At 40.8% G+C, this 22,905-nt stretch carries 24 protein-coding genes; 10 read left to right on the top strand and 14 right to left on the bottom strand.

Going from position 1 to position 22,905, the window contains the following annotated elements:
• Positions 1 to 85: 85 nt before the first annotated feature.
• The 10 genes from H5162_RS15625 to H5162_RS15580 form a co-directional block, all read right to left on the bottom strand.
• The gene (locus tag H5162_RS15625; protein ID WP_145238906.1) at positions 86 to 1,129 is read right to left on the bottom strand and encodes a DUF2955 domain-containing protein; all 1,044 of its coding nucleotides are present in this window, start codon (positions 1,127 to 1,129) and stop codon (positions 86 to 88) included.
• Positions 1,130 to 1,141: 12 nt separating this feature from the next.
• Positions 1,142 to 2,203, bottom strand: coding sequence for an HlyD family secretion protein (locus tag H5162_RS15620; RefSeq protein WP_145238909.1), 1,062 nt, complete (start codon positions 2,201 to 2,203; stop codon positions 1,142 to 1,144).
• Between the two features lie 3 nt (positions 2,204 to 2,206).
• Positions 2,207 to 2,683 (bottom strand): MarR family winged helix-turn-helix transcriptional regulator, encoded by a 477-nt coding sequence (locus tag H5162_RS15615; RefSeq protein WP_182731992.1) that lies wholly within the window; start codon positions 2,681 to 2,683, stop codon positions 2,207 to 2,209.
• 131 nt (positions 2,684 to 2,814) lie between these two features.
• The gene (locus H5162_RS15610) at positions 2,815 to 3,708 is read right to left on the bottom strand and encodes an FAD:protein FMN transferase (protein ID WP_310736437.1); all 894 of its coding nucleotides are present in this window, start codon (positions 3,706 to 3,708) and stop codon (positions 2,815 to 2,817) included.
• Positions 3,709 to 3,732: 24 nt separating this feature from the next.
• Positions 3,733 to 5,037: a DUF3570 domain-containing protein gene (locus H5162_RS15605; RefSeq protein ID WP_182778951.1), complete on the bottom strand. Its 1,305-nt coding sequence runs from the start codon at positions 5,035 to 5,037 to the stop codon at positions 3,733 to 3,735.
• The gene (locus tag H5162_RS15600) at positions 5,028 to 5,249 is read right to left on the bottom strand and encodes a DUF4266 domain-containing protein (RefSeq protein WP_182731994.1); all 222 of its coding nucleotides are present in this window, start codon (positions 5,247 to 5,249) and stop codon (positions 5,028 to 5,030) included. Before H5162_RS15600 ends, H5162_RS15605 begins: the two co-directional genes overlap by 10 nt.
• A 9-nt stretch (positions 5,250 to 5,258) precedes the next feature.
• Entirely contained in the window at positions 5,259 to 5,732 is a 474-nt protein-coding gene (locus H5162_RS15595; RefSeq protein ID WP_182732002.1) for a TlpA disulfide reductase family protein, read from the bottom strand.
• 294 nt (positions 5,733 to 6,026) lie between these two features.
• Positions 6,027 to 6,911 carry a spermidine synthase gene (locus H5162_RS15590; protein WP_182778949.1) on the bottom strand — a complete coding sequence of 295 codons (885 nt, stop codon included), beginning with the start codon at positions 6,909 to 6,911 and terminating at the stop codon, positions 6,027 to 6,029.
• Positions 6,904 to 7,524 carry a fused MFS/spermidine synthase gene (locus H5162_RS15585; RefSeq protein ID WP_145238924.1) on the bottom strand — a complete coding sequence of 207 codons (621 nt, stop codon included), beginning with the start codon at positions 7,522 to 7,524 and terminating at the stop codon, positions 6,904 to 6,906. The genes H5162_RS15590 and H5162_RS15585 overlap by 8 nt, the downstream gene beginning before the upstream one ends.
• A 361-nt stretch (positions 7,525 to 7,885) precedes the next feature.
• Entirely contained in the window at positions 7,886 to 9,967 is a 2,082-nt protein-coding gene (locus H5162_RS15580) for a TonB-dependent hemoglobin/transferrin/lactoferrin family receptor (RefSeq protein WP_182778947.1), read from the bottom strand.
• Between the two features lie 142 nt (positions 9,968 to 10,109).
• Here H5162_RS15580 and H5162_RS15575 point away from each other — a divergent pair, with 142 nt between their 5' ends.
• Genes H5162_RS15575 through H5162_RS15560 form a run of 4 tightly spaced genes read left to right on the top strand, consistent with a single transcriptional unit; the run spans position 10,110 to position 13,484 of the window.
• The gene (locus H5162_RS15575; RefSeq protein ID WP_182778945.1) at positions 10,110 to 10,919 is read left to right on the top strand and encodes a hemin ABC transporter substrate-binding protein; all 810 of its coding nucleotides are present in this window, start codon (positions 10,110 to 10,112) and stop codon (positions 10,917 to 10,919) included.
• Positions 10,916 to 11,962 carry an iron ABC transporter permease gene (locus H5162_RS15570; RefSeq protein WP_145238934.1) on the top strand — a complete coding sequence of 349 codons (1,047 nt, stop codon included), beginning with the start codon at positions 10,916 to 10,918 and terminating at the stop codon, positions 11,960 to 11,962. Before H5162_RS15575 ends, H5162_RS15570 begins: the two co-directional genes overlap by 4 nt.
• The gene (locus H5162_RS15565) at positions 11,962 to 12,753 is read left to right on the top strand and encodes a heme ABC transporter ATP-binding protein (RefSeq protein WP_259398263.1); all 792 of its coding nucleotides are present in this window, start codon (positions 11,962 to 11,964) and stop codon (positions 12,751 to 12,753) included. Before H5162_RS15570 ends, H5162_RS15565 begins: the two co-directional genes overlap by 1 nt.
• The gene (locus tag H5162_RS15560; RefSeq protein WP_182717315.1) at positions 12,750 to 13,484 is read left to right on the top strand and encodes a HugZ family protein; all 735 of its coding nucleotides are present in this window, start codon (positions 12,750 to 12,752) and stop codon (positions 13,482 to 13,484) included. Before H5162_RS15565 ends, H5162_RS15560 begins: the two co-directional genes overlap by 4 nt.
• Before the next feature lie 126 nt (positions 13,485 to 13,610).
• On the opposite strand, the gene H5162_RS15555 is transcribed toward H5162_RS15560, so the two are convergent.
• Positions 13,611 to 14,111 carry a lactoylglutathione lyase family protein gene (locus H5162_RS15555; protein ID WP_149980329.1) on the bottom strand — a complete coding sequence of 167 codons (501 nt, stop codon included), beginning with the start codon at positions 14,109 to 14,111 and terminating at the stop codon, positions 13,611 to 13,613.
• Between the two features lie 103 nt (positions 14,112 to 14,214).
• Between H5162_RS15555 and H5162_RS15550 the strand changes: the two genes are divergently transcribed.
• The 4 genes from H5162_RS15550 (at position 14,215) to H5162_RS15535 (ending at position 16,725) form a co-directional block, all read left to right on the top strand.
• Positions 14,215 to 15,084 carry a LysR family transcriptional regulator gene (locus H5162_RS15550; RefSeq protein WP_182778943.1) on the top strand — a complete coding sequence of 290 codons (870 nt, stop codon included), beginning with the start codon at positions 14,215 to 14,217 and terminating at the stop codon, positions 15,082 to 15,084.
• 142 nt (positions 15,085 to 15,226) lie between these two features.
• The gene (locus H5162_RS15545; protein WP_145238947.1) at positions 15,227 to 15,676 is read left to right on the top strand and encodes a GyrI-like domain-containing protein; all 450 of its coding nucleotides are present in this window, start codon (positions 15,227 to 15,229) and stop codon (positions 15,674 to 15,676) included.
• Between the two features lie 444 nt (positions 15,677 to 16,120).
• Positions 16,121 to 16,330, top strand: a complete 210-nt coding sequence (locus H5162_RS15540) for a cold-shock protein (protein WP_145238950.1) — start codon at positions 16,121 to 16,123, stop codon at positions 16,328 to 16,330.
• A gap of 185 nt (positions 16,331 to 16,515) precedes the next feature.
• Complete coding sequence (locus tag H5162_RS15535; RefSeq protein WP_016706518.1) at positions 16,516 to 16,725, top strand: cold-shock protein; 210 nt, start codon at positions 16,516 to 16,518, stop codon at positions 16,723 to 16,725.
• A 232-nt stretch (positions 16,726 to 16,957) separates the two neighbouring features.
• On the opposite strand, the gene H5162_RS15530 is transcribed toward H5162_RS15535, so the two are convergent.
• Positions 16,958 to 17,764 (bottom strand): alpha/beta hydrolase, encoded by an 807-nt coding sequence (locus H5162_RS15530; protein WP_259398262.1) that lies wholly within the window; start codon positions 17,762 to 17,764, stop codon positions 16,958 to 16,960.
• Between the two features lie 345 nt (positions 17,765 to 18,109).
• Here H5162_RS15530 and katG point away from each other — a divergent pair, with 345 nt between their 5' ends.
• Positions 18,110 to 20,287, top strand: a complete 2,178-nt coding sequence (gene katG, locus H5162_RS15525) for a catalase/peroxidase HPI (protein WP_182778941.1) — start codon at positions 18,110 to 18,112, stop codon at positions 20,285 to 20,287.
• A 159-nt stretch (positions 20,288 to 20,446) separates the two neighbouring features.
• On the opposite strand, the gene H5162_RS15520 is transcribed toward katG, so the two are convergent.
• Entirely contained in the window at positions 20,447 to 21,118 is a 672-nt protein-coding gene (locus H5162_RS15520) for an FMN-dependent NADH-azoreductase (RefSeq protein WP_182778939.1), read from the bottom strand.
• Between the two features lie 129 nt (positions 21,119 to 21,247).
• Here H5162_RS15520 and H5162_RS15515 point away from each other — a divergent pair, with 129 nt between their 5' ends.
• A complete protein-coding gene (locus tag H5162_RS15515; RefSeq protein WP_182778937.1) occupies positions 21,248 to 22,096 on the top strand; it encodes a LysR family transcriptional regulator in 849 nt (282 codons plus the stop codon).
• A 138-nt stretch (positions 22,097 to 22,234) separates the two neighbouring features.
• On the opposite strand, the gene H5162_RS15510 is transcribed toward H5162_RS15515, so the two are convergent.
• The gene (locus H5162_RS15510) at positions 22,235 to 22,903 is read right to left on the bottom strand and encodes an RloB family protein (RefSeq protein ID WP_182778935.1); all 669 of its coding nucleotides are present in this window, start codon (positions 22,901 to 22,903) and stop codon (positions 22,235 to 22,237) included.
• Between the last annotated feature and the right edge of the window lie 2 nt (positions 22,904 to 22,905).

Here is a 22,905-nt window from a genome sequence, read left to right as displayed (position 1 = left end):
AAAGTGATCATTATTTAAACACAGTTAGTATAACAAAGTAATAACCGCCCTAGTGCATAAGGAACTGACTAAGGCGGTTATTATATTAGTCGAAAGTATGATGACGGGTGACACTAAACCGATTAAGAATATGATGCATAATATACACCGCACATAAACTCACGATTATCGCAACCGATACAGACGAAAACCGATAAAGCGCACTGTAAACCAAGTCTTGCCCAGGTCCGAGAGACTGACCAAATAAAATTCCAAATGTGGTAATAACCCCAAATCCAACACCAGGAATACCGCCACCTAAAATATGATAACGGCTAAATATAAAAGTTAAAATCCACAAGATCAGCGCCGGAAAAATCAGAATATCGGTGTGATTATACAAAAACAGCTGCGATACTAACGCTAAATTACAACCAATTAATGTGCCAATTGCTCGTTGCCAGCCAGCCATGCCAGCGGCTTTCCAGCACAAAGGAAACAAAATTAAGATCGATGCCGCTTGTGCTGAAATTGAATCTTGTAAATCAAATACCTGAAAAATCACAAACGACAGTGTAGCAACCGTAGCGCACAACAGTACTTCGTGGCGAATACTCTCTTTTGCTTTTGTTGGCATCACCCGACCTTGGCGTGGTGCAACATCAGGAAATACAAAGTGCATTAATACCGCCGCTAACACGGTCACTACGACTGCTAAACCATTGCTGATGATCAACGGATAAATACTCGTGCCATTACCAACATAACTAGAAAAGTGCAGTTGAATAGATAAACTAACGACACTTAAAGCACCAAACAAAAAGTTAGCACCACAGCTCATTTGATAAAACAAAAATGCAAACGCTAAAAAGCACAGCAAGGTCATCGCCACTGGTAAATGAGAAAATAAACCCTGTACTATTAATACAAATAACCCACTAAATGCCGCGCTGGCAAAAAACTGACGAATGATATGTGCATTTAAAATCGGCACTAATCCTAATAACAACATAGGATAAACGGTGAAGAAAATACCATTTGGCCAATTCATCAATTTACATAAACTAAATCCCAACGCGCTGCCGCCAGCGATACGCAACGCTTGCCGAAGGCCATTCTGGTCTAGTTTTACAGGGACTGATGCAGACATAATAAAGCCTTATTAGTAAATGTAATGCAGTAAACTGATAAAGCGAATTTGCATGACACCAAACCATTGCCCAATTACTGACTCAGGCAGTAGCTGCACTGTTGCACGTGCACCACTAGGTAGTTTACTTAATAGCTGTGCTTGCTCTAAATCAATGTGAATACGTTGGCGCTGCGCATCACGAACCCAGCGATTACTGCTTTCAGTACTGCTTAATAAGCCATTAGCATTGAGCTGCCCATTACTTACGCCAGCTTCAAAAGAGCTCACTGTAGCTGCAAATACTTGGCCTGGCAGAGCATCAAACGTTACTTTTGCTTTGCTGCCCACTTTGATATTAACTAACGATTTTTCACGAAAATCAGCCACTAAATCAGCTTTATTGGCCACAATAGCTAACATCGGTTGACCTTTATTAGCAAATGTTCCGGTGCTTACTTGCAAGTTTGCGACTTTACCATCAGCATCAGCAGTCACTATGCTGTATGATAAATTGAGCTTCGCTTGTGCCAGTTGGTTTTGCGCGTGGCGTAATGCTAGGTTGTCTTCGCCTAATTGTCCACGCGCCAGTTTTGCCTCGGTTAACTGTGCTTCAATAGCTGCGACATTCGCTTGACTTGATTGATAATTAGCACTAATTGTTTCGTATTCTTGCTCCGAAATAGACCGTTTTTTCAATAACGATTCACTGCGATCAAATAACAACTGTTGCTCATGCAGCTTGGCATTTCCAGCAGCTAGCTGAGCCTGTATCGCTTTAACACTGCTATCTAAGCGCTGGTTTTGCAACTGCGCATCAGCATAAGCCAGTTGTGCTTGCTCTAGTGCTAATTTAAAAGGGGCTGCTTCTATTAAAAATAGCGCTTCACCCGCTTTAATCGCTTGATTATTATTCACCAATACTTGGTTCACGCGGCCACTTACTTGTGGCGTTACTTGTACTACAGGGTGATATACGCGCGCTTGCGGAGTAACCGGTAAAAACATATCGGCAACGACAAAGTAAGCGAACAATAAAATAAACCCAACTAATGATATTTTTACATAGCGGGCAAATTTCTGATCCGGTGTCATGAATTATTTCTCTCCAGAAAAGTGGCTAATACAACGTCGAGCATTGGCTTCCATTTGCACTAAACCATAGGCCATAGTATCAAGCTGCTGCGTTGTAAGTTCTGCATAAAGTTGTGTTTTAACTTCAGCCATAATGTCTCTAAGCGCATCTAATAATAGTAATCCTTGCTCAGTAAAATAGATTTTACGACTACGTTTATCATCGCTGTCAATGCGACGGACAATAATCGCTTGTTGCTCTAACTGTTTAACTGTTCGCGTTAGTGAAGGCATTTCAATCCCCAAACTGCTAGCCAGTTCTTGTTGTGTAACACCTTGTTTTAAATGATGGATATGGATCATCGCAGTCCAACGAGATTGTGTTAACCCTAAAGGCTCAACAGCGAGAGTAACGGCATCGCGACAGAGTCGAAAAACGCGCCCCATGCTACCGCATAAACTTAAATCTAAAGTTTCATGAAAAGGAGGTGATGAAATCATAATAGTACCTAGTTACTTAGCATGCTAACTAGTTTAACATTACTTAGCATGCTAAGTAAATATCGAAACGATTTAAAAAATAACGGCAAAGAGGGCTTTAAAAACGATTTAATATCACTGTGTTGAGCAAATTAGCGAATGATCCAATGGGGGAGGGGTTGTGAATCGAGCAATATCTGCGCATCGCGACCTTGTAGCATGGCCAGAGTTGCTAACATGCCTGCTTGTATACATTGCGGCGCAGCGACGGTAACAGAGCGCGGTGCATCAGTGATCGAACAGCCAGTGAGAGGGTTAAGAATATGGCTATAACGAATGCCGTCTTTTAATAAATAACGCTTAGCATCGCCACTGGTTGCCAGAGCGCCGCTGCGCAAAGACACCACCATAGTTTGTTGTTGTACAAAGCCCGGATGTTCAATGCCAATTTGCCAGGCTTGACCGTCACTACGCTCAGTGGTGACAGCTAAGTCGCCCCCTAAATTAACTAACGCTGCAACAGGGCTGTGTGCTTGGAGTAACTGAATGCATTTATCAACTGCATACTCTTTGCCAATCCCTCCAAAATCAAGCTCCATACCTTTAGGCAAGATAATACTGGACTGATCAAACACAATTTTGTTGAAACCGATATTAGACAATAATGCACTTATTTGTGCCGGAGTTGGCAGGTTGTCGGAACAATCAAAATGCCATACACGCCGTAAAATACCCGAGCTAATATCAAACAGCCCGTCGCTTAAATCAAAGCATAGCTTGGCAAAATTAAGTAAAGCATAGGTTTCGTCATCGATGGCAAGTGGCAGCCCTTGGCTTTGATTTATAGCAGAGCAAACACTTTGAGTATTGTAACGACTGTATTTCTGTTCAATACGCCACACTTCGTTTGCAACCAGCTGCCCAAGTTGCTCGCCAAGCTGCTGATCGACGCTATCGACTAACAATTCACAAGGGCTGGCCATAGCGTTAAATTTTACACTTAGTCCAGCGGCTTGCGGATGAATTGATATTGCTTGTGCAGCCACGTTAGTAACTTAACCTATAACTCGTTAGAATGAATAACTAAATTGTAGCACTACCGCATCCACACTTGGGAATAAATCAAGTGATGCCAGCGCACCAGGTTGCTCAAACCCATTATTGGTAGGCTGCTGAGTGTAATATTCAGCACGTACCGACATACTGTGGCCATTACTAAGCTTAGTACCGTATTCTAAACCCAGCGTGTAAGTATCCATTTCACCAATACGATAATCAGCACTAGCAAACTGCGGCAAAGGCGCTGCTGCATTTAAAAATGGCTGATAGAACTCTGCCCCCGATTGCTGATAGTAGCGAAAATGCGGTTCTAGGTAACTGTCGTCCCCCAGTAATAGACGCCAACGTGAATCAACCGTATGCGATGTTATCTCCCAGTCATCCCACATATAACGATATGAAAGGTCAACAATACTGTTGTCAAAATGGTATTTGGTTTGCCAATATAGGCTTTGCTTGGTACGTTCATCAGGGCGGTTCTCGTATTGATAATCTTGTGTTAAACCATCATTATTTACCACACTAAGCACTTTAAACGGATCCGTTTGGTAACCATCCACCATTGAATATGAATAGTTAAACTGCATTAGCATTCTACGGTTGATGATTTGCGTAACACCGACAAGTAAATCGGTGGTCGTTTTATCATCTTGATCTGTGCGTCGCGTACTGTTAAAAGTGTCGTCCCAAGCCGCACTTTCACTGTCACCAATTGGCATAGATGCAAATGCTTTCGGGATACCACCTTCGGGGGTAAAGGTATCGCTAAAATAACTGCCGCCCAACGACAAAGTAGTGTTCTTTTTATTAAAGTCGATGGCTAAGTTACCATTAACACCTAACGATAAATAATCATACTCTTTTGAAATATGCACGCCACCACTGACGGTATAATCCTGCGCCAAGGGTTGAGTCCACTGGGCATTAAGCTGTACACGCGTATCACGAAAGGTATCATCCAGCGGTGTTTCACCAGGCTGAATATCATACTGGCCATTGCCTGAAGGACGGGTAAATGTTTGTACATTCGGTTGTGCTACCGCGCCATTTGCTGAGGCACCCGTTAATGTATCTAAGGTTAGCCGTAAATTTAAAAAGTGCTCGTCAGCAAATTCTTTATTGGCGTTGATCATCGCCTCTGTTGCCATAACACGATCTGTTTCACCGTAATACAACACAGCGGTGTCAAACTGCCAATCTTTGTTTATTTGTGCCTCTGCAGGCGCTGTGCCTAGTAATGCGCAAGCAGCCAGCCCTAGTGCTGAAGCAATATTACTGGTTTGGTTCTTTTCGGTTTGTGAGTCGACTAGTTGCATCCGCAGCCTCCACCACCAAAGCTGCGTCCACCACTGGAGGCTTCTTTACTAAAGTAAATATGATCGTCAACCGCAGCATCTAATCCGCCACTGAGTGACATTTCATCTTTAGCTAATAGATCTCGTTGCCACGGTTCTACGCCAATACTGACACACCCAGTTGCAGATAGTATTAACATCGTTAGGAGACTATTTTTTATTAATTTTTTCATCATTACCTCTTAAGGCTGAACGGCTAATAACTGAGTTATTTCTTGCTCGTATTGCGCTTTTTTACTGTTCTTAAAGCCAATATGGCGATATTTTATTTTGCCATCACGGCCATACACATAACTACTTGGCATACCGAGTAAATCGAATTGTTTGCCTATTAGTGCATCAGGATCATAAATAATGGGAAAATCAGCAGGAGTGTGTGCTAAAAAATCAACCGCATCTTGATGCTCAACATCTAAGTTAACTGCCAACACCGTAAAGCCTTGCGATTGGTATTTTGTTTGCATTTCATTAAGCCAAGGAAAAGACTTACGACAAGGTGTACACCACGAAGCCCAAAAATCTAAAAATACCACTTGGCCTTTAAGCTCTGCTAACTTATCGGTTAGTTGTTGCTGACTGGAGATAACTGGCACAACGGTTTCTTTACTTAACACTGGCGCACTCGCCATAGCAGTAAAAAGTGCCGTCACAAGCATAAACCGTGATACAGACCGAGAAATAATCACCACTTTTTAAGCCCCTAAAAATACCTAGAAAAATAATTAGTTTAACAATAGCAGGCAATTCTTAAGAAATACTTAAGACAAGCCTAACTATAACTTTCGCTCAAAGCACACTATCTATCAGTGCAGCAGCAGGAACCTTAAACTAACCTATGAGAGAAAATTCGATTACAAATTTAATCGGGTATTAACTTAAAAAGGGGGAATTAGCAGTTAGCTTTGATGGCCAGCAAGCTGGCCTAAGTGTAGTAAAAATGGCCGTAAACTTTAGAAATTGAGTAAGTTTGCGGGTGAGTACTGATCAGTGAGTACTTTTGTATCGCTAGGCCAGTCTTTATTATCTTTGGTCGAAATCATCCCTTCGCTCACCGCTTTGATATCAACGCGGTAGGGGGCTAATAACGGGGTTAGCTTTTCTATTCGCTGTGCTAGCTGCACAGGACTTGGAAATTTATTAAAGCCAGCTAAAATAATTCGATTACTATTTTTCTCAGTGCTCACATTAATAAAGTCACCAAATACCGCTTCATAAGTGGCAGATTCATGCTCATAAAGTTTGCTTGATGAAAAGGTATTTGCCGCTACTACGCCACCATCAGCCAGTACACTTTTCACTTCCGCAAAAAACTCTTTAGTAAGTAAATGCTCAGGGATGTAATCACCATTAAATGCATCAAGAATAATCCAGTCATACTTGGCTTGTTGGATTGCTGCGCGTTTAATAAAAATACGCCCATCTTGTACTTTCGAAGTGACTTTATCGTTCTCTTTAAAAGCAAAATAATCACGCGCCACTTTTATAACTGCGGGATCAATTTCAACACTTTCAATCATGGCGTCAGGGTATAGCTCGCTGATCACATTTGATAAGGTGCCGCCGCCAAGCCCGATAATAAGTACATTTTTTGGATTGTCTATCAGTAGTAAACTGGCAAAAGTGAGTTTGGTATAATTAAACACTAGCTTTTGTGGGTTGCTTTTATATATGCAACTTTGACTGCTTTTACGGGCTTTTTCGTCAAACTTTAAACAGCGTAAATCGCCGGTCTCTTCAACTAAAATATTACGATAAAGCGACCGCTCTTGATGGATCACCTTAGCTTGGCTGCTAAACCCAATTAACAGTAAGGTCACGAGCAAATACTTAAACATTGTGTTTCTCCTTGTTAGCTAATTGATTTACGCCAATTGCCAATAAACCTAATAGCCCTAATGTCGTCGCGAAACCCAAAATAATGGTATTCACATCAAACGCTAGCACCATGTAAAACGAGGTAATAATAGTCCCTAAGGCACTGCCTAAGGTGCTGACAAAATACAAGCCGCCAGCGACTTGGCCGCTGTGCTCGCTATCGGTCACTAATAAACGCACAGAGTAAGGCGAAATCATGCCTAAAATAATAGTAGGGACAAAAAACAACGCTGTAGAGGCCAATAACGAGCCATAACGGCTGTCTTCTATGTGAGAAAAAATATACGCCATAATTGGCTGGGCAAATAATGCAATGGGCAGCACCATAATACTGGCAACTAAAAATATTAAACCGTATTTGGTTAACGAAGGCTGGCGAATTGAAAGCTTTCCTCCCAATAAATAGCCAAACGATAAGCTGAGCATAAACACAGTAATAATACTGCCCCAAATATGCACACTACTACCAAAAAAAGGCGCTAAAATTCGCCCGCCAAGTAGTTCTATTCCCATAATACTAAAGCCGCTACTAAAGGCTAAAAAATAAATTAAAGCATTGGTTTTTAAAGTCATGTAATTATCATTTTGTAACTTATTTGAAGCACTATACTAACGTGATGTAAACATAGCCGCCAGTGTAATAATTAATCGAGCCAACATAACTCACAGCTACTTTTATAAACCAAGACAGTCTCACTTTAGTTATGGGGCAACATAAAGTCAGCCATCAGAGAATAGGGATTAATTTCACTAGCCTGCAAAAGTATTAATGCGCAAATATGATGCATGTTGTTTAGTAACTGTTAACCCCCTTTACAGCCTTTATTAACTTTAAAATCACGACTCTTTTATATCATCTAGGCAAAGGCTCAATGAATAAGTAAAAAAGCAGTAAGGTTAAAACGCTGCACTTAAGCGCAGCGTTGATTACCTTTTAAAACTGATAACTTACGCGGGCAGAAAAGTTACGCCCGGGCTGGGTATATTGGCTAAAATCAGCCCCCTGAGATTGCCCTGCAATCAGTTCAAAGGGTACATATTTTTTATCTAGCAGGTTAATTACACCAATATTTAGCTGCCATGTTTGCCATTCATAACTTGCGTATAAATCCACAATACCGTAACCATATCCTTGCGTTGTTTTATCACCACTTGCATCTCGCACTACATCAGACTGTGATTTAGCAAAGCGCCATGCTGCGGTCCAATCAATATCGCCAAGTGCTGTTGTTAATTGTATTGAACCGTTTAATGGACTGATACTGGTTAACGGCTCGTCTGTTTCTTTGTTTTCGCCTTCAACATATGCAATATTTGCCTCAACTAAAACATTATCGCTTACATGCATCAACAAGCTCGCTTCAACACCGCTGATCTGTGTTTCACTAATATTTTGGTATTGGTAAAAAGTTTTATTTACATTCGGTATGAACGTTGGCTCAACAGCTGCAATTGCAACATCAATAAAGTCATCATAAGCGGCGTAAAATGCGCTTAAAGTAACGTTGATATCATTACCAGAAAAGCGCATGCCAAGCTCATATGAGTCGCTGCTTTCGGGTGCTAAATCTGCGTTTGGTAATATTTGATAAAATGGTTCAACACCATGGCTTTGATACGCTTGATCATGCGGGGGAATTTTAAAACCACGTACATATTGCCCATACCAAGATAAATTATCATTAACTTGATAAATCATCCCAAGTTTTGGTGAAAACGCAGATTCGGTAATGTCATCAAGCTCAGCATCGCTATAAAGCTCATCATCTTTAGCTGCTAATGAATAATAATCAAAGCGTACACCTGCAATCAAAGACCACGCGCTATTTGCAAATTTAATATTGTCTTGCATAAAAACGCCCACTAAAGAGGTATCAGCGCCAGGAAAAGCTTTTTGTTTTTGATCTGTAAAATCGACTGTTCCATCAGCCAATAAGCGTGTTTTATAACGTGGACGTGTTGTATCGTATATATCTACGTCAGCACCATAAACAAAGTTGTGGGTCGCATCTTGTAAGGCTATTTTTTTATTAAATACAGCCCTTAACCCTAAAATATCTTGTTCAAAGCCATAGTCGTTGTAATCGGTATGCGCTGCTGTAGCACTAATTTGATCACTTTGCTGCTCATAACGACTAAACGATACTTGCCAATGCCATTGATCAAACGCTGCTGTGGCCGCTTTTGAGTCGTAATCCAGCGCTAGCGACCAATTAGTATTTTCGTCTTTAGTTTCTTGGCTCGCTTTGGTGATTACTTGTTCAGTAGTTTGATTAAAATAATCTAAGGTGTATTTTAACGTGCGCTTTTCATCAAGTTGCTGCTCTAGTTTAACCAATAACGAATCTGATTTAGCATCATAACCAGGTAGGTTTTCAGTAAAGTTTTGTACTTCTTCGCTATCTCGGTGGCTATAAACGGCACTAACACCTAAATCTCCCAAATCTTTAGCCGCAGTAATATCTACCGACATTTGATTACTCTGACCTTGATATCCAAGCGCCACTTGAGCAAAACTATTTTCGTTTAATAAATAATCGCTCGGATCTTTAGTGGTGATAACCACAATACCACCCAGTGCATCTGAACCATACAATGAAGACGCGGCTCCCTTGGCGACTTCAACTTGCTTTATCCCAGCGACATCAAAATAGCTACGACCAACCAAATAGCCGTCTCCGCCAGCATAACCATCGTTAGTTCGACGGCCATCTTTAATAAACACCACGCGGTTACCACCGACTCCTCTAATTGAAAGCGTTTGAGCCGCAGAGCCACTGCCCGTGCTTGATATACTGGGGTCATAACGAAACATTGTTTGTAAATCAACAGCCAATTTACGTTCTATGTATTGCTCTGTAATCACAGTTACAGAGCCTGTTACGTCTTCAAGTTTTTGTTCAAACCGAGAACCGCTGACAACAATATGCTCACCAATTATCTCCTCGGCAATGGCAGAGCCCGAACCAAGTAGTAACGTTGCTAAAGCAGTAAGTTGAAAAGAAGGAAAATTCACATTAACTCCAAATGATAATTGTTGTTATTTAATAGGGGAGGGATGTTACAACTAACTAAAAACAAGATCAATTATTATGATAATCATTTTCATTTGCATTTAGTTGAGTATAATAATCGAAAATAATAATTGGAGTTTTTTTATGAGATACCTTTTTATATTGATTTTATTGACTGTTCCCCCCCTAAGCGCGCAGGAGCGTATAGTGAGTGCTGGCGGTACATTAACTGAAATTATTTTTGCCTTAGATAAGCAAGATACCCTTGTCGCGGTGGATCAATCGAGCCTATATCCAAAACAAGCGACACAGCTCGATCAAATTGGTTATTACCGTGATTTAGCCGCAGAAGGTGTACTTTCGGTGCGCCCAACTAAACTCTTAGCACTTGAAGGAGCAGGACGAGCACAAGCGCTTGCACAAATAGAAGCCACTGGTGTAGAGCTTATCCACTATAAAAAACCCAACTCAATTAATGACTTACTAAATCTTGTTAAACGCCTTGGTAAAGACTTAAATGCGAAAGACAAAGCCCAAGCCCTCGTAGCCCAAATAAAAAATTCATTACCTCCAAAAGCGAACACCGAAACACACAGCGCTTTATTTTTACTCTCAGCTAATGAGCGCGGGCTTGTTGCTGCGGGCACTGACACGGTTGCTGACTTATTACTTGATTATGCTGGAGTCACTAATTTAGGCGCTACGCACAAAGGTTTTAAAGTAATAAATAACGAAGTACTTGCCGTAAAACAGCCCGATTTTTTAATCGCACCAGCCCATGTTGTTTATAGCCTTGGCGGTAAAGAGGCTTTTTGTAATCAACCAACACTGCGCTTATTAACAGCTGCAAAGCAGTGCCGATTATTGGTGATGGATAGCCTGCTATCACTGGGAATGTCGCCGCGCATAGCCACGGGTATTAAAGAATTAAGCGACTATAAAGCTACCTTATGAACACATTAACTTTGAGCCGTTTTAAGCCAGTTTCTATAACTGCAAACCAAAAGTGGATGCTGCTAATTACTGTGTGTATTTTTGCTCTAGCACTACTGAGCATAGGATATGGCCCCGCAGGCTGGGATTGGCGTTTAGCCATCGCATGGATTGCCCCAGAGTATTTTAATCAATTTGATGCGCTGCAAATCAATGTGGTCACGCAAATACGTCTACCTCGATTTGTACTAGCTGTATTGGTTGGCTTAGTGCTTGCCCAAACTGGCGCTGCAACGCAAGCTTTGTGTCGTAATCCTTTGGCTGATCCATCAATTATTGGTATTAGCGCAGGCGCAGCCATGGTCGCGGTCGCCTTTATAGCATTTAGCGCCCAGTTTAATTTTAATGCTCAATACTATTTACCTTATGCCGCATTTTTAGGAGCATTGTTAGTGACCTCTTTAGTGTATTTAATTGCTAAGCAGCATAGGCAGGTCAATATAACCACACTAATTTTAGTGGGGGTTGCGATCAATTCTTTATCCTTTGCTGTTATTGGCTTATTAAGCTATTTCGCTGACGATAGTGCGCTTAGATTAATTAACTACTGGACGATGGGCTCATTAGGTGGTGCCAATTGGGATGCCATAACTCAAGCAACACCATTATTGCTACTGAGTATTCTTGGTCTGTGGCGACTCAAAGAACCGATGAACTTACTATTGATTGGCGAGTCTCAAGCACAGTATTTAGGTGTCAACACAGACAAGCTTAAACTGTATGTAATTATACTCGTGGCATTAGGTGTTGGTGCCGTTGTAGCCCTTACTGGCTTGATAGGTTTTGTTGGCTTAGTTGTGCCACACATTGCCCGTTTAATGGTTGGCCCGCATTTACGTAAAATGTTACCGCTGTGCATGTTATTAGGCGTTGTTGTGCTGCTGCTTTCTGACTGGTTAGCACGTTTAGTTGTTATGCCTGCAGAGTTACCCATTGGTATTATTACCGCGCTACTTGGCGCACCTTTGTTTATTTATCTGATCATTAAAACTAAGCGAGGGTAATGATGATTACTTTTAATAACCTAAGTGTTGGTTTTGGCAATCACAGTGTTTTAAAAAACATAAGTGGGCACATTGCAAAAGCTCAACTAGTAGCACTGATAGGCGAAAATGGCGCAGGAAAATCAACACTGCTGCATGCTTTAGCCGGGCATTATGACTTTAAAGGCGAAGTACGGTTTAACAATTATCCTCTGAGTACATTGTCTCAAGCACACTTAGCCACTCAACGAGCAGTAATGATGCAAAGCAATCTTGTTGGCTTTGATTTTAGTGTATTTGAGCTCATTGCAATGGGACGCTACCCCTATGCCGAGTCTCTTAAAATGCAAGCTGAAAAAGTCCACAAGTATGCCGCACTCATGGACTTAACCCAGTACTTATCCCGCCGTGTCAGTAAGCTTTCAGGCGGTGAGCAACAGCGCGTTCATATGGCGCGTAATTTGGCTCAATTAGATGCTTTTTCTACTCATACCAAGCCTAAATTGATGCTGCTTGATGAACCTACATCAGCACTAGATATGCGCCATCAACATGCTCTATTGAGTTGTGTTAAAGCATTTGTAGAGCAGGGTAACAGTGCCATTATAGCTATTCACGATTTAAATTTGGCCAGCCTTTACGCAACCGACGCTATTTTATTACACGATCAAAAAGTACTCGATAGCGGGCCAATAAACACAGTACTTACAGAATCTAATTTACAACAAATGTACGCCATGAAACTGCATGTTAATTCTCATCCATATAACAATGCACCCATGGTTTTTTCTCAACGTCAGGAGTTTTCATGAGAGAGCAAGCATTAAGCGATGCACAAAAGCTGGTTTTTAAAACCCATGCTGGTGTTATGTCGACTATTTCTTACAACTTAAGAGGTTATCCGTTTGGTTCGGTAACCCCTTATATGTGTGATGAGCAAGGCCGCATCTACTTTTTTATTAGCGATATAGCCCAACACACTAAAAACTTAAAGCACGATTCTCGAATGAGCTTAACTATTTTTGATGCCGCTGACCGTGGCGACCAAAACGAGCATGGCCGAGTCACATTGGTGGGCGATGGTTGTGAAGTTGCAGGCCCTCAGGCCGAAATACTGCTTAACAAATACATAGCGTTATACCCAGAAGCTGACAGTTATCGGAACGCCCACGACTTTAAATTATGGCAATTAGATGTTGTGCGAGTTCGCTTTATTGGCGGCTTTGGGAAAATATTTTGGCTTGAAAAAGATGAGTGGCAAAGCGCTGCTAAAAGCTGGGACGAAGATCAAGAACAAAGCATGATCACCCACATGAATGAAGATCATCAAAATGCAATGGCTCTAATATTAGCTCAGCATTATTGCGTATCAGATAATGCACCGGTTATGAGTGGCATACTGCCACAGGGGTTTTATATTCAAAGCCAACAACGTAATTATTTTATTAGCTTTGAAAACGTGTGCGAGACACCACAAGCAGTGCGAAAAGCGCTTGTTGCCTTAACCACAAATGCTCGCAATAGCATAGAAGAGCCAGCATAAGAAAACAAATAAATCACATGTGTGGTTATAACGCTTAGCACTACTAACCCAGTAGTGCATTTTCGGTATCAGAGGCCGCAGTAACTAAGCTGCGGCTGTTACAATTTAACACTGATGCCAATTAATTTAGTATGCACCTGCGCTGTAAATAAGCTCATAACTGTGGCTGTAAATCTCGAGAATGTTACCAAACGGGTCTTCCATGTAGATCATGCGATACGGTTTTTCACCTGGGTAGTAGTAACGGGGTGCTTCCATACGCTTTTTACCGCCAGCTTCAACAATACGCTCAGCAAGGCCTTCTACATCTGGATCTTGAACACAAAAATGGAATATACCGGTTTTCCAGTATTCAAAGTTGTCAGCTGGGTTTTCTTGATTTTTAAACTCAAAAATTTCTACACCAATACGATCACCTGTTGAAAGGTGCGCTATTTTAAATTTTTCCCATTGTTCACCAAATACTTCAGTACACATTTCGCCTATTGGGCTTTTGTCTTCGGTAATTAAAGTCGGCTCCATAATGGTGTACCAACCCATTACTTTGGTGTAAAACTCAACGGCTTTTTCAACATCGGGGACCGAAATTCCAATGTGCGAAAAACTACGTGGATAGGTATGACTCATAATAATGCTCCTGTTTAACTATGCTTAGTTGATGGAGTTAGTTTACGAACCGACCTGTATTAAGTAAAATTATCATTAATCATCATTTTGAGTACGTTTTATAATGATAAATCCTACATGGTTACATACCTTTTGCACCTTGGTGGAAGTAAATCACTTTACCCAAACTGCAGAACGCCTTTATATGACCCAGTCAGGCGTAAGCCAACACATTAAAAAGTTAGAGCAGCAGGTTAATTGCGCATTGCTTGAACGCCATGGCAAGCAGTTTACCCTTACCGCACAAGGGCAAGGCTTATATCAAAAAGGAAGCCAGTTACTAAAAGAGTGGCAGTTTTTAGAGCAACAACTGCATGACGACTCACCCTACAGTGGCAATATAAAGATTCAATCACCAGGCAGTTGCGGGCTTAAGTTTTATAATCAATTACTTGATTTACAAGGGCAACATAAAGCACTCACTATTGATTATCGCTTTGCCCCAAACGAAAGCGTGGAACAGGCCGTTGCTAATCACAATGCTGATATTGGTTTTTTAACTCAAGCCCCAACACTCAGCGAGGTTACCAGCCATAAAATCGGCCAAGATGCACTATTATTAATTACACCAACCGGTTACCAAACTCCAAGCTGGCAAAACTTATGCGAACTTGGCTTCATTGCTCACCCTGATGCAAAACATCATGCGCAATTATTGTTAAGCGAAAACTACGCGGAATTTGAACACCTTGATCAAATAAAGCGCTCTGGTTTTTCAAACCAAATTAATTTAATTCTTGAACCTGTCAGCCTTGGTCTAGGTTTTACTGTGCTACCGGCACATGCTGTGAGTGCATTTAGTAAACCACAGTTGATTAACGTCCATCCATTACAGCACCCGATCAGCGAATCTATTTATGTGTGTTATCACCGTAATCGGCCTTTGGCAAAACGAATGAGTAAAGTGATCGAGGTGATCAAAGCTGGGCTGTAACTGTTTGCAAAAAAATGGAGTCGTTGCAACAAAAGGTTTAGTCACCAACAAAAAATAAACCCTTTTTATAGCGTATTTATTAAATACTTCATGCTTTTTCTGTTAAGTTAATACTGAGTATTAATGCTAAAGGATAGTCTCAATGGAAGTAAAACAGCTAGCAAGTAAGACCTTAACCGGCTTAAAAGTAAGAACATGCAATGCCAATGAAATGAATACTGGCACAGCAAAGATAGCTGAGCTTTGGCAAAAATTTGGCGAAAAATATACCTCAAAACTCACAAAAGACAGTAAAGTCTTTGGTGTTTACACTAACTACGAGAGCGATGTGACCGGTGATTTTGATGTCATTGCCTGTAGCGATGAGCAATCAATTAACCTTCGTGATTCAGTAACAGTTACAACGCACGCAGGGAGTTATTTAGTCTTTAGTGGCGAAGGCGAAATGCCCGACGCTATAATTGATTTATGGGGTGAAATTTGGCAATACTTTAGCTCAGATGATTGTCGTTACACTCGTACTTATACCAGCGACTATGAATATTATAAAACCGCAACTGAAGTAGAAATAGCGATCGCAATTGCTGAATAAATAAGGAGTCTGTCGCTGTTCAAATGAGCGCTGAGTTCCTTTTTTTCGTGGGGGGGAGTGTGGGATTTCGCACTTCCCCAATTAAAAATATTATCTCATTCAACTAAATTTAATCCCACTAAAAATAAGTCTACACTCCATACCTAGATCACTTTAACAAAGCGAATGCAGAGACGGTAAGCATGGCTACGACTCTTCTTATTTAATCAATATATGTTCACAAAATTAACTTGGATTTAAAAAGAAAAGTAAATAAAGCTTGTTATATGGTTTAAGTTACTGTTATCCTGCTCTGCATCGGGTTGATAGAAAGCCCTGTTTATTTGTAAGTACCACGTTGTTATTAGTAATAATCCTTCGCGCTATCCTCAGTTAAATGCTTGTTTTCTTCCTGTTAAATTGCCTAAATTAAGGCACACTTTTATTAATTCTTAGGATACTATTATGTCTAATACAACAACTGGTTCAGTAAAATGGTTTAACGAAGCTAAAGGTTTTGGTTTTATTGAACAAGAGTCAGGCCCTGACGTTTTTGCTCATTTCAGCGCAATCTCAAGCGATGGCTTTAAGACTCTAGCTGAAGGCCAACGTGTACAGTTTACTGTTACTCAAGGTCAAAAAGGCCCGCAAGCTGAAAATATCGTTAGCATCTAATTTTTAATTAATGGGTTAGTAATAACCCGTTAATGCACTATAAGTTTGAAAGAAATTCTGTTTATTTGTACGTACCACGTTGTTATTAGTAATAATTCATCGCGTTATCCTCAGTTAAATACTTGTTTTTTCAGCTAAACCGCCTGATTTTAGGCACACTTTTATTAATATCTAGGATATCTATTATGTCTACAACTACAACTGGTACAGTTAAATTTTTCAACGAAGCAAAAGGTTTTGGTTTTATCGAGCAAGAGTCAGGTCCTGACGTTTTCGCTCATTTCAGCGCTATCAGCGGTGACGGCTTCAAAACTCTAGCTGAAGGCCAACGTGTACAGTTTACTGTTACTCAAGGTCAAAAAGGCCCACAAGCTGAAAACATCGTTTGTATCTAAACGATTGTTTTAGTTAATACGTTTTAACGTATTAAAAACCCACTGATATTAATTTATCAGTGGGTTTTTTTATACCAATCGTGTTAAGTTATTGGTAGTTTATAGCGACGGATAAATAGAGTGATAACAAGGCATAAATTTTGATATGTAGTTGTTCTACATGAAAAATTTATAACGCCGTTAGCGCTTTATTTAGCACGCTAGAAAGGCTAAATATTTAAGTCGATTGGTATTAATATCTGCGCTGTTTTGCGTATAGCCAATCTAAACCTTGGATCAGCGTGGTTGGAAATGCCGTCGCATGCTTTGCTCCTTCAATGATAGAAAACTCAAGCTGTATATTTTTAGCATCCCCTTGACGTATTTTACTCGCTAACTTATTAGCTCCAGTTATCATATCTTGCCCTTCGCCAAATTCAGGTGTTTCTTTACTACCTACCGATAAGTAAACCCTAACGTCTTGCTTAGCTGTAGTAATCGACTGAGATATTATGCTCTCATTATCAAACCACACCGACGGGCTACCAATAATGTAACTTTCAAACATATTAGGCTGGGTAAAAAGTACATGAGCAGCAAATAAGCCCCCCAATGAATTACCTACTAAAGTACGTTGGTTAGAGGTCACACGGTAATTACTTTGCATATAAGCAAACACATTATCACGAATAAAAGCAGCATGTTGCTCGGCCTTACCCGTTTCGAGCTGCCAATCATTTGCTTTACTTGGTGTGTAATCTCTAATACGGCTTGATGACCCTTTAGAGCCTTGCGAATAACCAATTGCAACGAGTATTGCTTCATTCATGGCGCCACTGTTCATAGCAAAATGCGTCGCCCCGGATGCCACTTGAAACGCATACGAGCCATCAAGGAGGTAAACAACAGGGTATGTTTTATCTTTATTTCGACTGTAACTGCGCGGGAGCTTTATAAATAAAGGATAGCTAAGCTTTGCCTGCTGATCGGTAAGCTCTATAACCGCACTTCTGGGGATTTCAAACGATTGCTCAGCAACGCTGCTAAAAGTTGAAAACAAAATAAGAAAGCAAACTAAACACTTCAAATTAACCATTTTTAATTAATAACTCTTTTTTATAATTAATTCAGACAGCTTATCAAATAACTCAATATACGTGTGGCCATTTTACTGCCACTATTTTTTAACAATAAACATCAGATTAATCGATAGCTGCAATCGCTTTAAATCGTGATTTAGCACTAGTTTTTAATCGTTAATCTTCTATATTGGTACAAAGGATGAACTTAAACAGGGTTTATCAATCAATATATTACATTCAGTAGCAAGTTAATTGTTATGAACTAAGCTTTTAAACACAGTGAGTTATAGACCGAGTTTTATATTCCGATAAAGGAGCTAAAAATGAGCAATTCAGGTGCGGGTAAATGCCCAATCATGCATGGTAGCAACACACAATCGTCTAATTCCAATACTGATTGGTGGCCAAAGGCCTTAAATTTAGACATTCTTCATCAACACGATACTAAACCTAATCCCTATGGCGATGACTTTAATTACGCTGAAGAATTTAAAAAATTAGATCTTGAAGCCGTTAAAACCGATTTAAAAAATCTGATGACACAAAGCCAAGATTGGTGGCCTGCCGATTGGGGTCATTATGGTGGCTTGATGATCCGTATGGCGTGGCACTCAGCAGGATCATACCGTTTAGCTGATGGCCGTGGTGGTGGCGGTACAGGTAACCAACGCTTTGCTCCTTTGAACTCATGGCCTGATAACGCTAACCTTGATAAAGCACGTCGCTTACTTTGGCCTATCAAGAAAAAATACGGTAATAAGTTATCGTGGGGAGATTTAATTATTTTAGCAGGCAATATGGCTTATGAATCAATGGGCTTAAAAACCTTTGGTTTTGCCGGCGGGCGTGAAGATATTTGGCATCCAGAAAAAGACGTCTATTGGGGCGCGGAGAAGCAATGGCTTGCGCCAAGTGATGAACGTTACGACAACGTAGCAAAACCAGACACCATGGAAAACCCGTTAGCTGCAGTGCAAATGGGGTTAATTTATGTTAATCCAGAAGGCGTAAACGGCCAGCCAGATCCACTCAAAACTGCGGCACAAGTACGCGAAACTTTTGCTCGAATGGCGATGGATGACGAAGAAACCGCAGCGCTCACGGTAGGTGGGCATACGGTGGGTAAAACCCATGGCAATGGCAGCGAAGAGAATCTTAGCCCAGAGCCTGAAGCCGCAGATGTATTTGAGCAAGGCCTAGGTTGGAACAACCATAAAACGCGTGGGATAGGCCGCGATACTATGACATCAGGCATAGAAGGTGCGTGGACAACTCACCCAACTAAATGGGATAACGGTTATTGCTATCTGCTGTTAAATTACGAATGGGAGCTTACCAAAAGTCCAGCGGGTGCAAACCAGTGGGAGCCGGTAAACATTAAAGAGGAAGATAAACCTGTTGATGTTGAAGATCCATCAATTCGCCTAAATCCGATTATGACCGATGCCGATATGGCAATGAAGATGGATCCAAGCTATCGCAAAATTATCGAACGTTTTTATAATGATTTTGACTATTTCACCGATGTGTTTGCACGGGCTTGGTTTAAACTCACTCACCGTGACTTAGGCCCTAAATCTCGCTATTTAGGTGCAGATATACCAAGCGAAGATTTGATCTGGCAAGATCCCATCCCAAGCGTCGATTACACCTTATCTGATGCTGAAATTAGCGAGCTTAAAGACAAACTGCTAAATGCAGGCATTAGCGCCAGTGACTTGATCAGCACTGCATGGGACAGCGCCCGTACTTACCGTGGCTCTGATCATCGCGGTGGCGCCAATGGCGCACGCATTCGCTTAAACCCGCAAAAAGATTGGCAAGGTAACGAGCCAGAAAAACTTGCTAAGGTATTAACGGCCCTTGAAAAAGTACAAGCAAGTTTAAGCAAACCGGTGAGTTTAGCGGACTTAATTGTACTCGGCGGTACTGCTGCAGTTGAACAAGCTGCAAAAGCCGCGGGGGTCGATATCACCGTACCATTTGCAGCAGGTCGCGGCGATGCGAGCGACGACATGACCGATGCAGAGTCGTTTGATGTATTAGAACCAATTCATGATGGCTTTAGAAACTGGCAGAAAAAAGATTATGCCGTTTCAGCCGAGGAGCTACTTTTAGAGCGAGCACAACTGATGGGGTTAACAGCCCCTGAAATGGCAGTACTACTTGGTGGGATGCGTGTACTAGGCACTAACCACAGTGGCAGCCAGCATGGTGTATTCACCGATAATGTAGGCACATTAAGCAATGATTTTTTTGTTAACCTAACCGATATGAACTATCGCTGGGAACCGGCAAGTAAAAGCACGTATAACATTATTGAGCGCAGCTCCGGTAATACTAAATGGACCGCTACCCGTGTTGACTTAGTGTTTGGCTCCAACTCTATTTTAAGAGCACTTGCTGAATTTTATGCGCAAGACGATAACAAACAGCGTTTTGTACAAGACTTCGTTAATGCATGGGTGAAAGTAATGAACGCAGACCGCTTTGATATTTAATTAAAGCAAAAAATGTATAACTTAAGCGCGAGAGTTAATATTCTCGCGCTTTTTATGTCAAAAACCGAAAATTCGTATTTGTAAAAATAAAATAGACTGTAAACCCCCATTACAACTTGGCTAAAAATACTACAGGAAAGCGAGTAATATTTAGCTATTCTAAATAGCCATATTGGTAAGTTGTAGTGCCAGTTCTGTTGCTTGACTGTAAGCATTACTTAACGATTGCTGATGACGAATATCGGCAAACTCTTGATACTCAGAAGCAATTTCATGAATTGTGCTCACGCCTAAATATTTGCTCAAAGTACGTAAATGGGGCACTAAATGGCTCATATGCTCACGTATACCGCCTTGCTCAAAACCAAACTCACCGCTTGAGGTGATCACAACCAATGTTTTACCGCCTAGTAAAGGCTGTAATGGAAAGTCTCCACGGGCCAGATCAAAATCAAAGGTTTTGTTGATCCTCACAACTTGATCAAACCACGCCTTTAACTGTGCGGGCATACCGTAGTTATACATAGGCGAGGAAATCACAATAATATCAGCGGCTGCAATTTCAGCGATTAATGTGTCTGACAAGGCCAGTAACTGTTGTTGTTTTGCAGTCTTTTTATCGTCAGGGGTAAATACCGCACCTATCCAGTCTTGGGTAATAAAAGGCGGCGGATTAACACCTACATCACGATAAATATACTCATCTATAGCTTGGTGTTGTGCAAAGCTATCAGTAAAACACTTAGCAATATTTTTAGAGATTGAATCATGAGCTGGGTTGTCGTTTTTAGCGGCTCTTACGCTTGCATCAACGTGAAGTAGGGTAGTCATACTATTTATCCTCGTAGTGAATGTGAGGCAATCATCTAACTAACAGTAGCTTTTCACAAACGAGTTAACCTCAGCAATAAGTAAGTTATACTCATCTATAATTAATTTTATTATTTGTGAATATCATTTATGCAAGTTTCACTACAAGCGCTTAAAGCCTTTGAAGCTGCGGCGCGTTTAGGCAGTTTTAAAGCCGCAGCGGATGAACTATCCATCACGCCAACCGCGATTTCGCACCATATAAATAACCTTGAAAGCCGTTTAAATGTGGATTTATTTTACCGCCAAGTTAGAAAGGTAGCCCTAACACCCACCGGTGAATATTTAAGTACCGCCACAAGCGACGCCTTTAACCGAATAGACCAAGCATTAGCAGTTGTACAAGCCACAGGCGCAACCGTTAAAATCACCACCACCTCGTCACTCGCCGCGCTACGCTTAATACCTGCATTACAGGAGCTATCGGTGCGCCTGCCTAATCTTGAGGTGGATATATCAACCAGTGAAGCCGTTGATAAACAATTGCACACCTTACCCATTCGCTTTGCTCAGCAGAGCAATATAAACGCAGATGACATTATAAAAACCGAGCAATTTAACGTATTCGGCTCATACAAAGCCGCCGATATCCCATGGCAAAATGGCCCTGTTACGCTGTATACCACAAAATGGAAAAATAACGCCCTGAGTGAGCCCCCACTTAAACAATGGCTTACTCAAAACAACTTAGATCCTGCGTTATTTAGTATTAAAACATTTGACCAAGAGCTATTTGGCATTCAAGAAGCTATGACAGGCTCAGGACTGGTTTTTTGCTCAACCACACTGGTACAACGATTATTAAATACCGAGTTACTTAAAGACTTTAACACTCATGCAGTTGAATCTAAGTTTTGTTACTACGTACCCAATAAACAGCGCTTTCAAACCAGAGACTCCCGCCTAGTTTTAGAATGGGTAGAAGGGCTGTTGAATTGATCTCGTTAGGCTTATGAAACACCATTAATTCACAGTTTATTGTGAATCGAGAAGACTTCAGACTAATTTTGTTAAAGCTACCAAATTACATATTGCATTACAGCTCAAATCAAAAGCACTATGGGAAGTCCACTATATTCAAGCTAATTGTAAATTTTGAAGATAATCAACAAGCTCATGTATATTGGTTGATGGATTGTCTGTATAATTTTGTCTTGCTGAAGCAGTTGAACGGATAGCGTTCTGCTTGGCAAACTCAATTTGGTCAATCAAAGTGATGAAAGTATTTTCACAACCTTTAGAATAATCAGGAAAAACCGCCTTTAACTCACGAAGTACCTCATTAGCTACGCTAGAAGAGCCTGTTGCATGATAAGGCCTTGTAGTATATTTAAAGTGTAATAATAGCCAATATTCAAAACATGGAACTGATACACCAGCATAAAATAAATTAGCAGGTCTTTTTTCCGATATTTTTCTTATTGTTTCTGCATATGTCTCATGAGAATCTTGATCAAAAATACAATATATTCGATCATAGCCATCACCCTTATCAGCTTCCTGCTTAGTTAGTTTTTCGGCTCTTTCTAATACGCTTTTCGGACTTGAACCACATGTACCATCAATTTCTACATTTGCAGAGTTGAGTTTATAATAGTTCACTAACTCAGCAAAATAGTTAGGTTCTGTTTTCTCTCCCTCACAAACTATCAATATTTTATCATACGAAGAGCGTCTCGATTTTCTTCTTTTTAGCTCCTTTGTGGCTTTAGCTTTTCTTCTATGATGAAGATTATCTGATCCCATAA

Origin of the sequence: Pseudoalteromonas sp. SR41-8, from assembly GCF_014163915.1 — a bacterium.
Lineage (GTDB): Bacteria > Pseudomonadota > Gammaproteobacteria > Enterobacterales > Alteromonadaceae > Pseudoalteromonas > Pseudoalteromonas rhizosphaerae.
Note: the sequence above shows the minus strand (reverse complement) of the source record. Positions and strands in the feature narration are given on the sequence as shown.

What these genes read in the sequence shown, in the direction of transcription:
- H5162_RS15625 (WP_145238906.1), bottom strand. Translation starts at nt 1,129, where the DNA reads ATGTCTGCATCAGTCCCTGTAAAACTAGACCAGAATGGCCTTCGGCAA.
- H5162_RS15620 (WP_145238909.1), bottom strand. Translation starts at nt 2,203, where the DNA reads ATGACACCGGATCAGAAATTTGCCCGCTATGTAAAAATATCATTAGTT.
- H5162_RS15615 (WP_182731992.1), bottom strand. Translation starts at nt 2,683, where the DNA reads ATGATTTCATCACCTCCTTTTCATGAAACTTTAGATTTAAGTTTATGC.
- H5162_RS15605 (WP_182778951.1), bottom strand. Translation starts at nt 5,037, where the DNA reads ATGCAACTAGTCGACTCACAAACCGAAAAGAACCAAACCAGTAATATT.
- H5162_RS15600 (WP_182731994.1), bottom strand. Translation starts at nt 5,249, where the DNA reads ATGAAAAAATTAATAAAAAATAGTCTCCTAACGATGTTAATACTATCT.
- H5162_RS15595 (WP_182732002.1), bottom strand. Translation starts at nt 5,732, where the DNA reads ATGCTTGTGACGGCACTTTTTACTGCTATGGCGAGTGCGCCAGTGTTA.
- H5162_RS15590 (WP_182778949.1), bottom strand. Translation starts at nt 6,911, where the DNA reads ATGTTTAAGTATTTGCTCGTGACCTTACTGTTAATTGGGTTTAGCAGC.
- H5162_RS15585 (WP_145238924.1), bottom strand. Translation starts at nt 7,524, where the DNA reads ATGACTTTAAAAACCAATGCTTTAATTTATTTTTTAGCCTTTAGTAGC.
- H5162_RS15575 (WP_182778945.1), top strand. Translation starts at nt 10,110, where the DNA reads ATGAGATACCTTTTTATATTGATTTTATTGACTGTTCCCCCCCTAAGC.
- H5162_RS15570 (WP_145238934.1), top strand. Translation starts at nt 10,916, where the DNA reads ATGAACACATTAACTTTGAGCCGTTTTAAGCCAGTTTCTATAACTGCA.
- H5162_RS15565 (WP_259398263.1), top strand. Translation starts at nt 11,962, where the DNA reads ATGATGATTACTTTTAATAACCTAAGTGTTGGTTTTGGCAATCACAGT.
- H5162_RS15560 (WP_182717315.1), top strand. Translation starts at nt 12,750, where the DNA reads ATGAGAGAGCAAGCATTAAGCGATGCACAAAAGCTGGTTTTTAAAACC.
- H5162_RS15555 (WP_149980329.1), bottom strand. Translation starts at nt 14,111, where the DNA reads ATGAGTCATACCTATCCACGTAGTTTTTCGCACATTGGAATTTCGGTC.
- H5162_RS15550 (WP_182778943.1), top strand. Translation starts at nt 14,215, where the DNA reads ATGATAAATCCTACATGGTTACATACCTTTTGCACCTTGGTGGAAGTA.
- H5162_RS15545 (WP_145238947.1), top strand. Translation starts at nt 15,227, where the DNA reads ATGGAAGTAAAACAGCTAGCAAGTAAGACCTTAACCGGCTTAAAAGTA.
- H5162_RS15540 (WP_145238950.1), top strand. Translation starts at nt 16,121, where the DNA reads ATGTCTAATACAACAACTGGTTCAGTAAAATGGTTTAACGAAGCTAAA.
- H5162_RS15535 (WP_016706518.1), top strand. Translation starts at nt 16,516, where the DNA reads ATGTCTACAACTACAACTGGTACAGTTAAATTTTTCAACGAAGCAAAA.
- katG (WP_182778941.1), top strand. Translation starts at nt 18,110, where the DNA reads ATGAGCAATTCAGGTGCGGGTAAATGCCCAATCATGCATGGTAGCAAC.
- H5162_RS15520 (WP_182778939.1), bottom strand. Translation starts at nt 21,118, where the DNA reads ATGACTACCCTACTTCACGTTGATGCAAGCGTAAGAGCCGCTAAAAAC.
- H5162_RS15515 (WP_182778937.1), top strand. Translation starts at nt 21,248, where the DNA reads ATGCAAGTTTCACTACAAGCGCTTAAAGCCTTTGAAGCTGCGGCGCGT.
- H5162_RS15510 (WP_182778935.1), bottom strand. Translation starts at nt 22,903, where the DNA reads ATGGGATCAGATAATCTTCATCATAGAAGAAAAGCTAAAGCCACAAAG.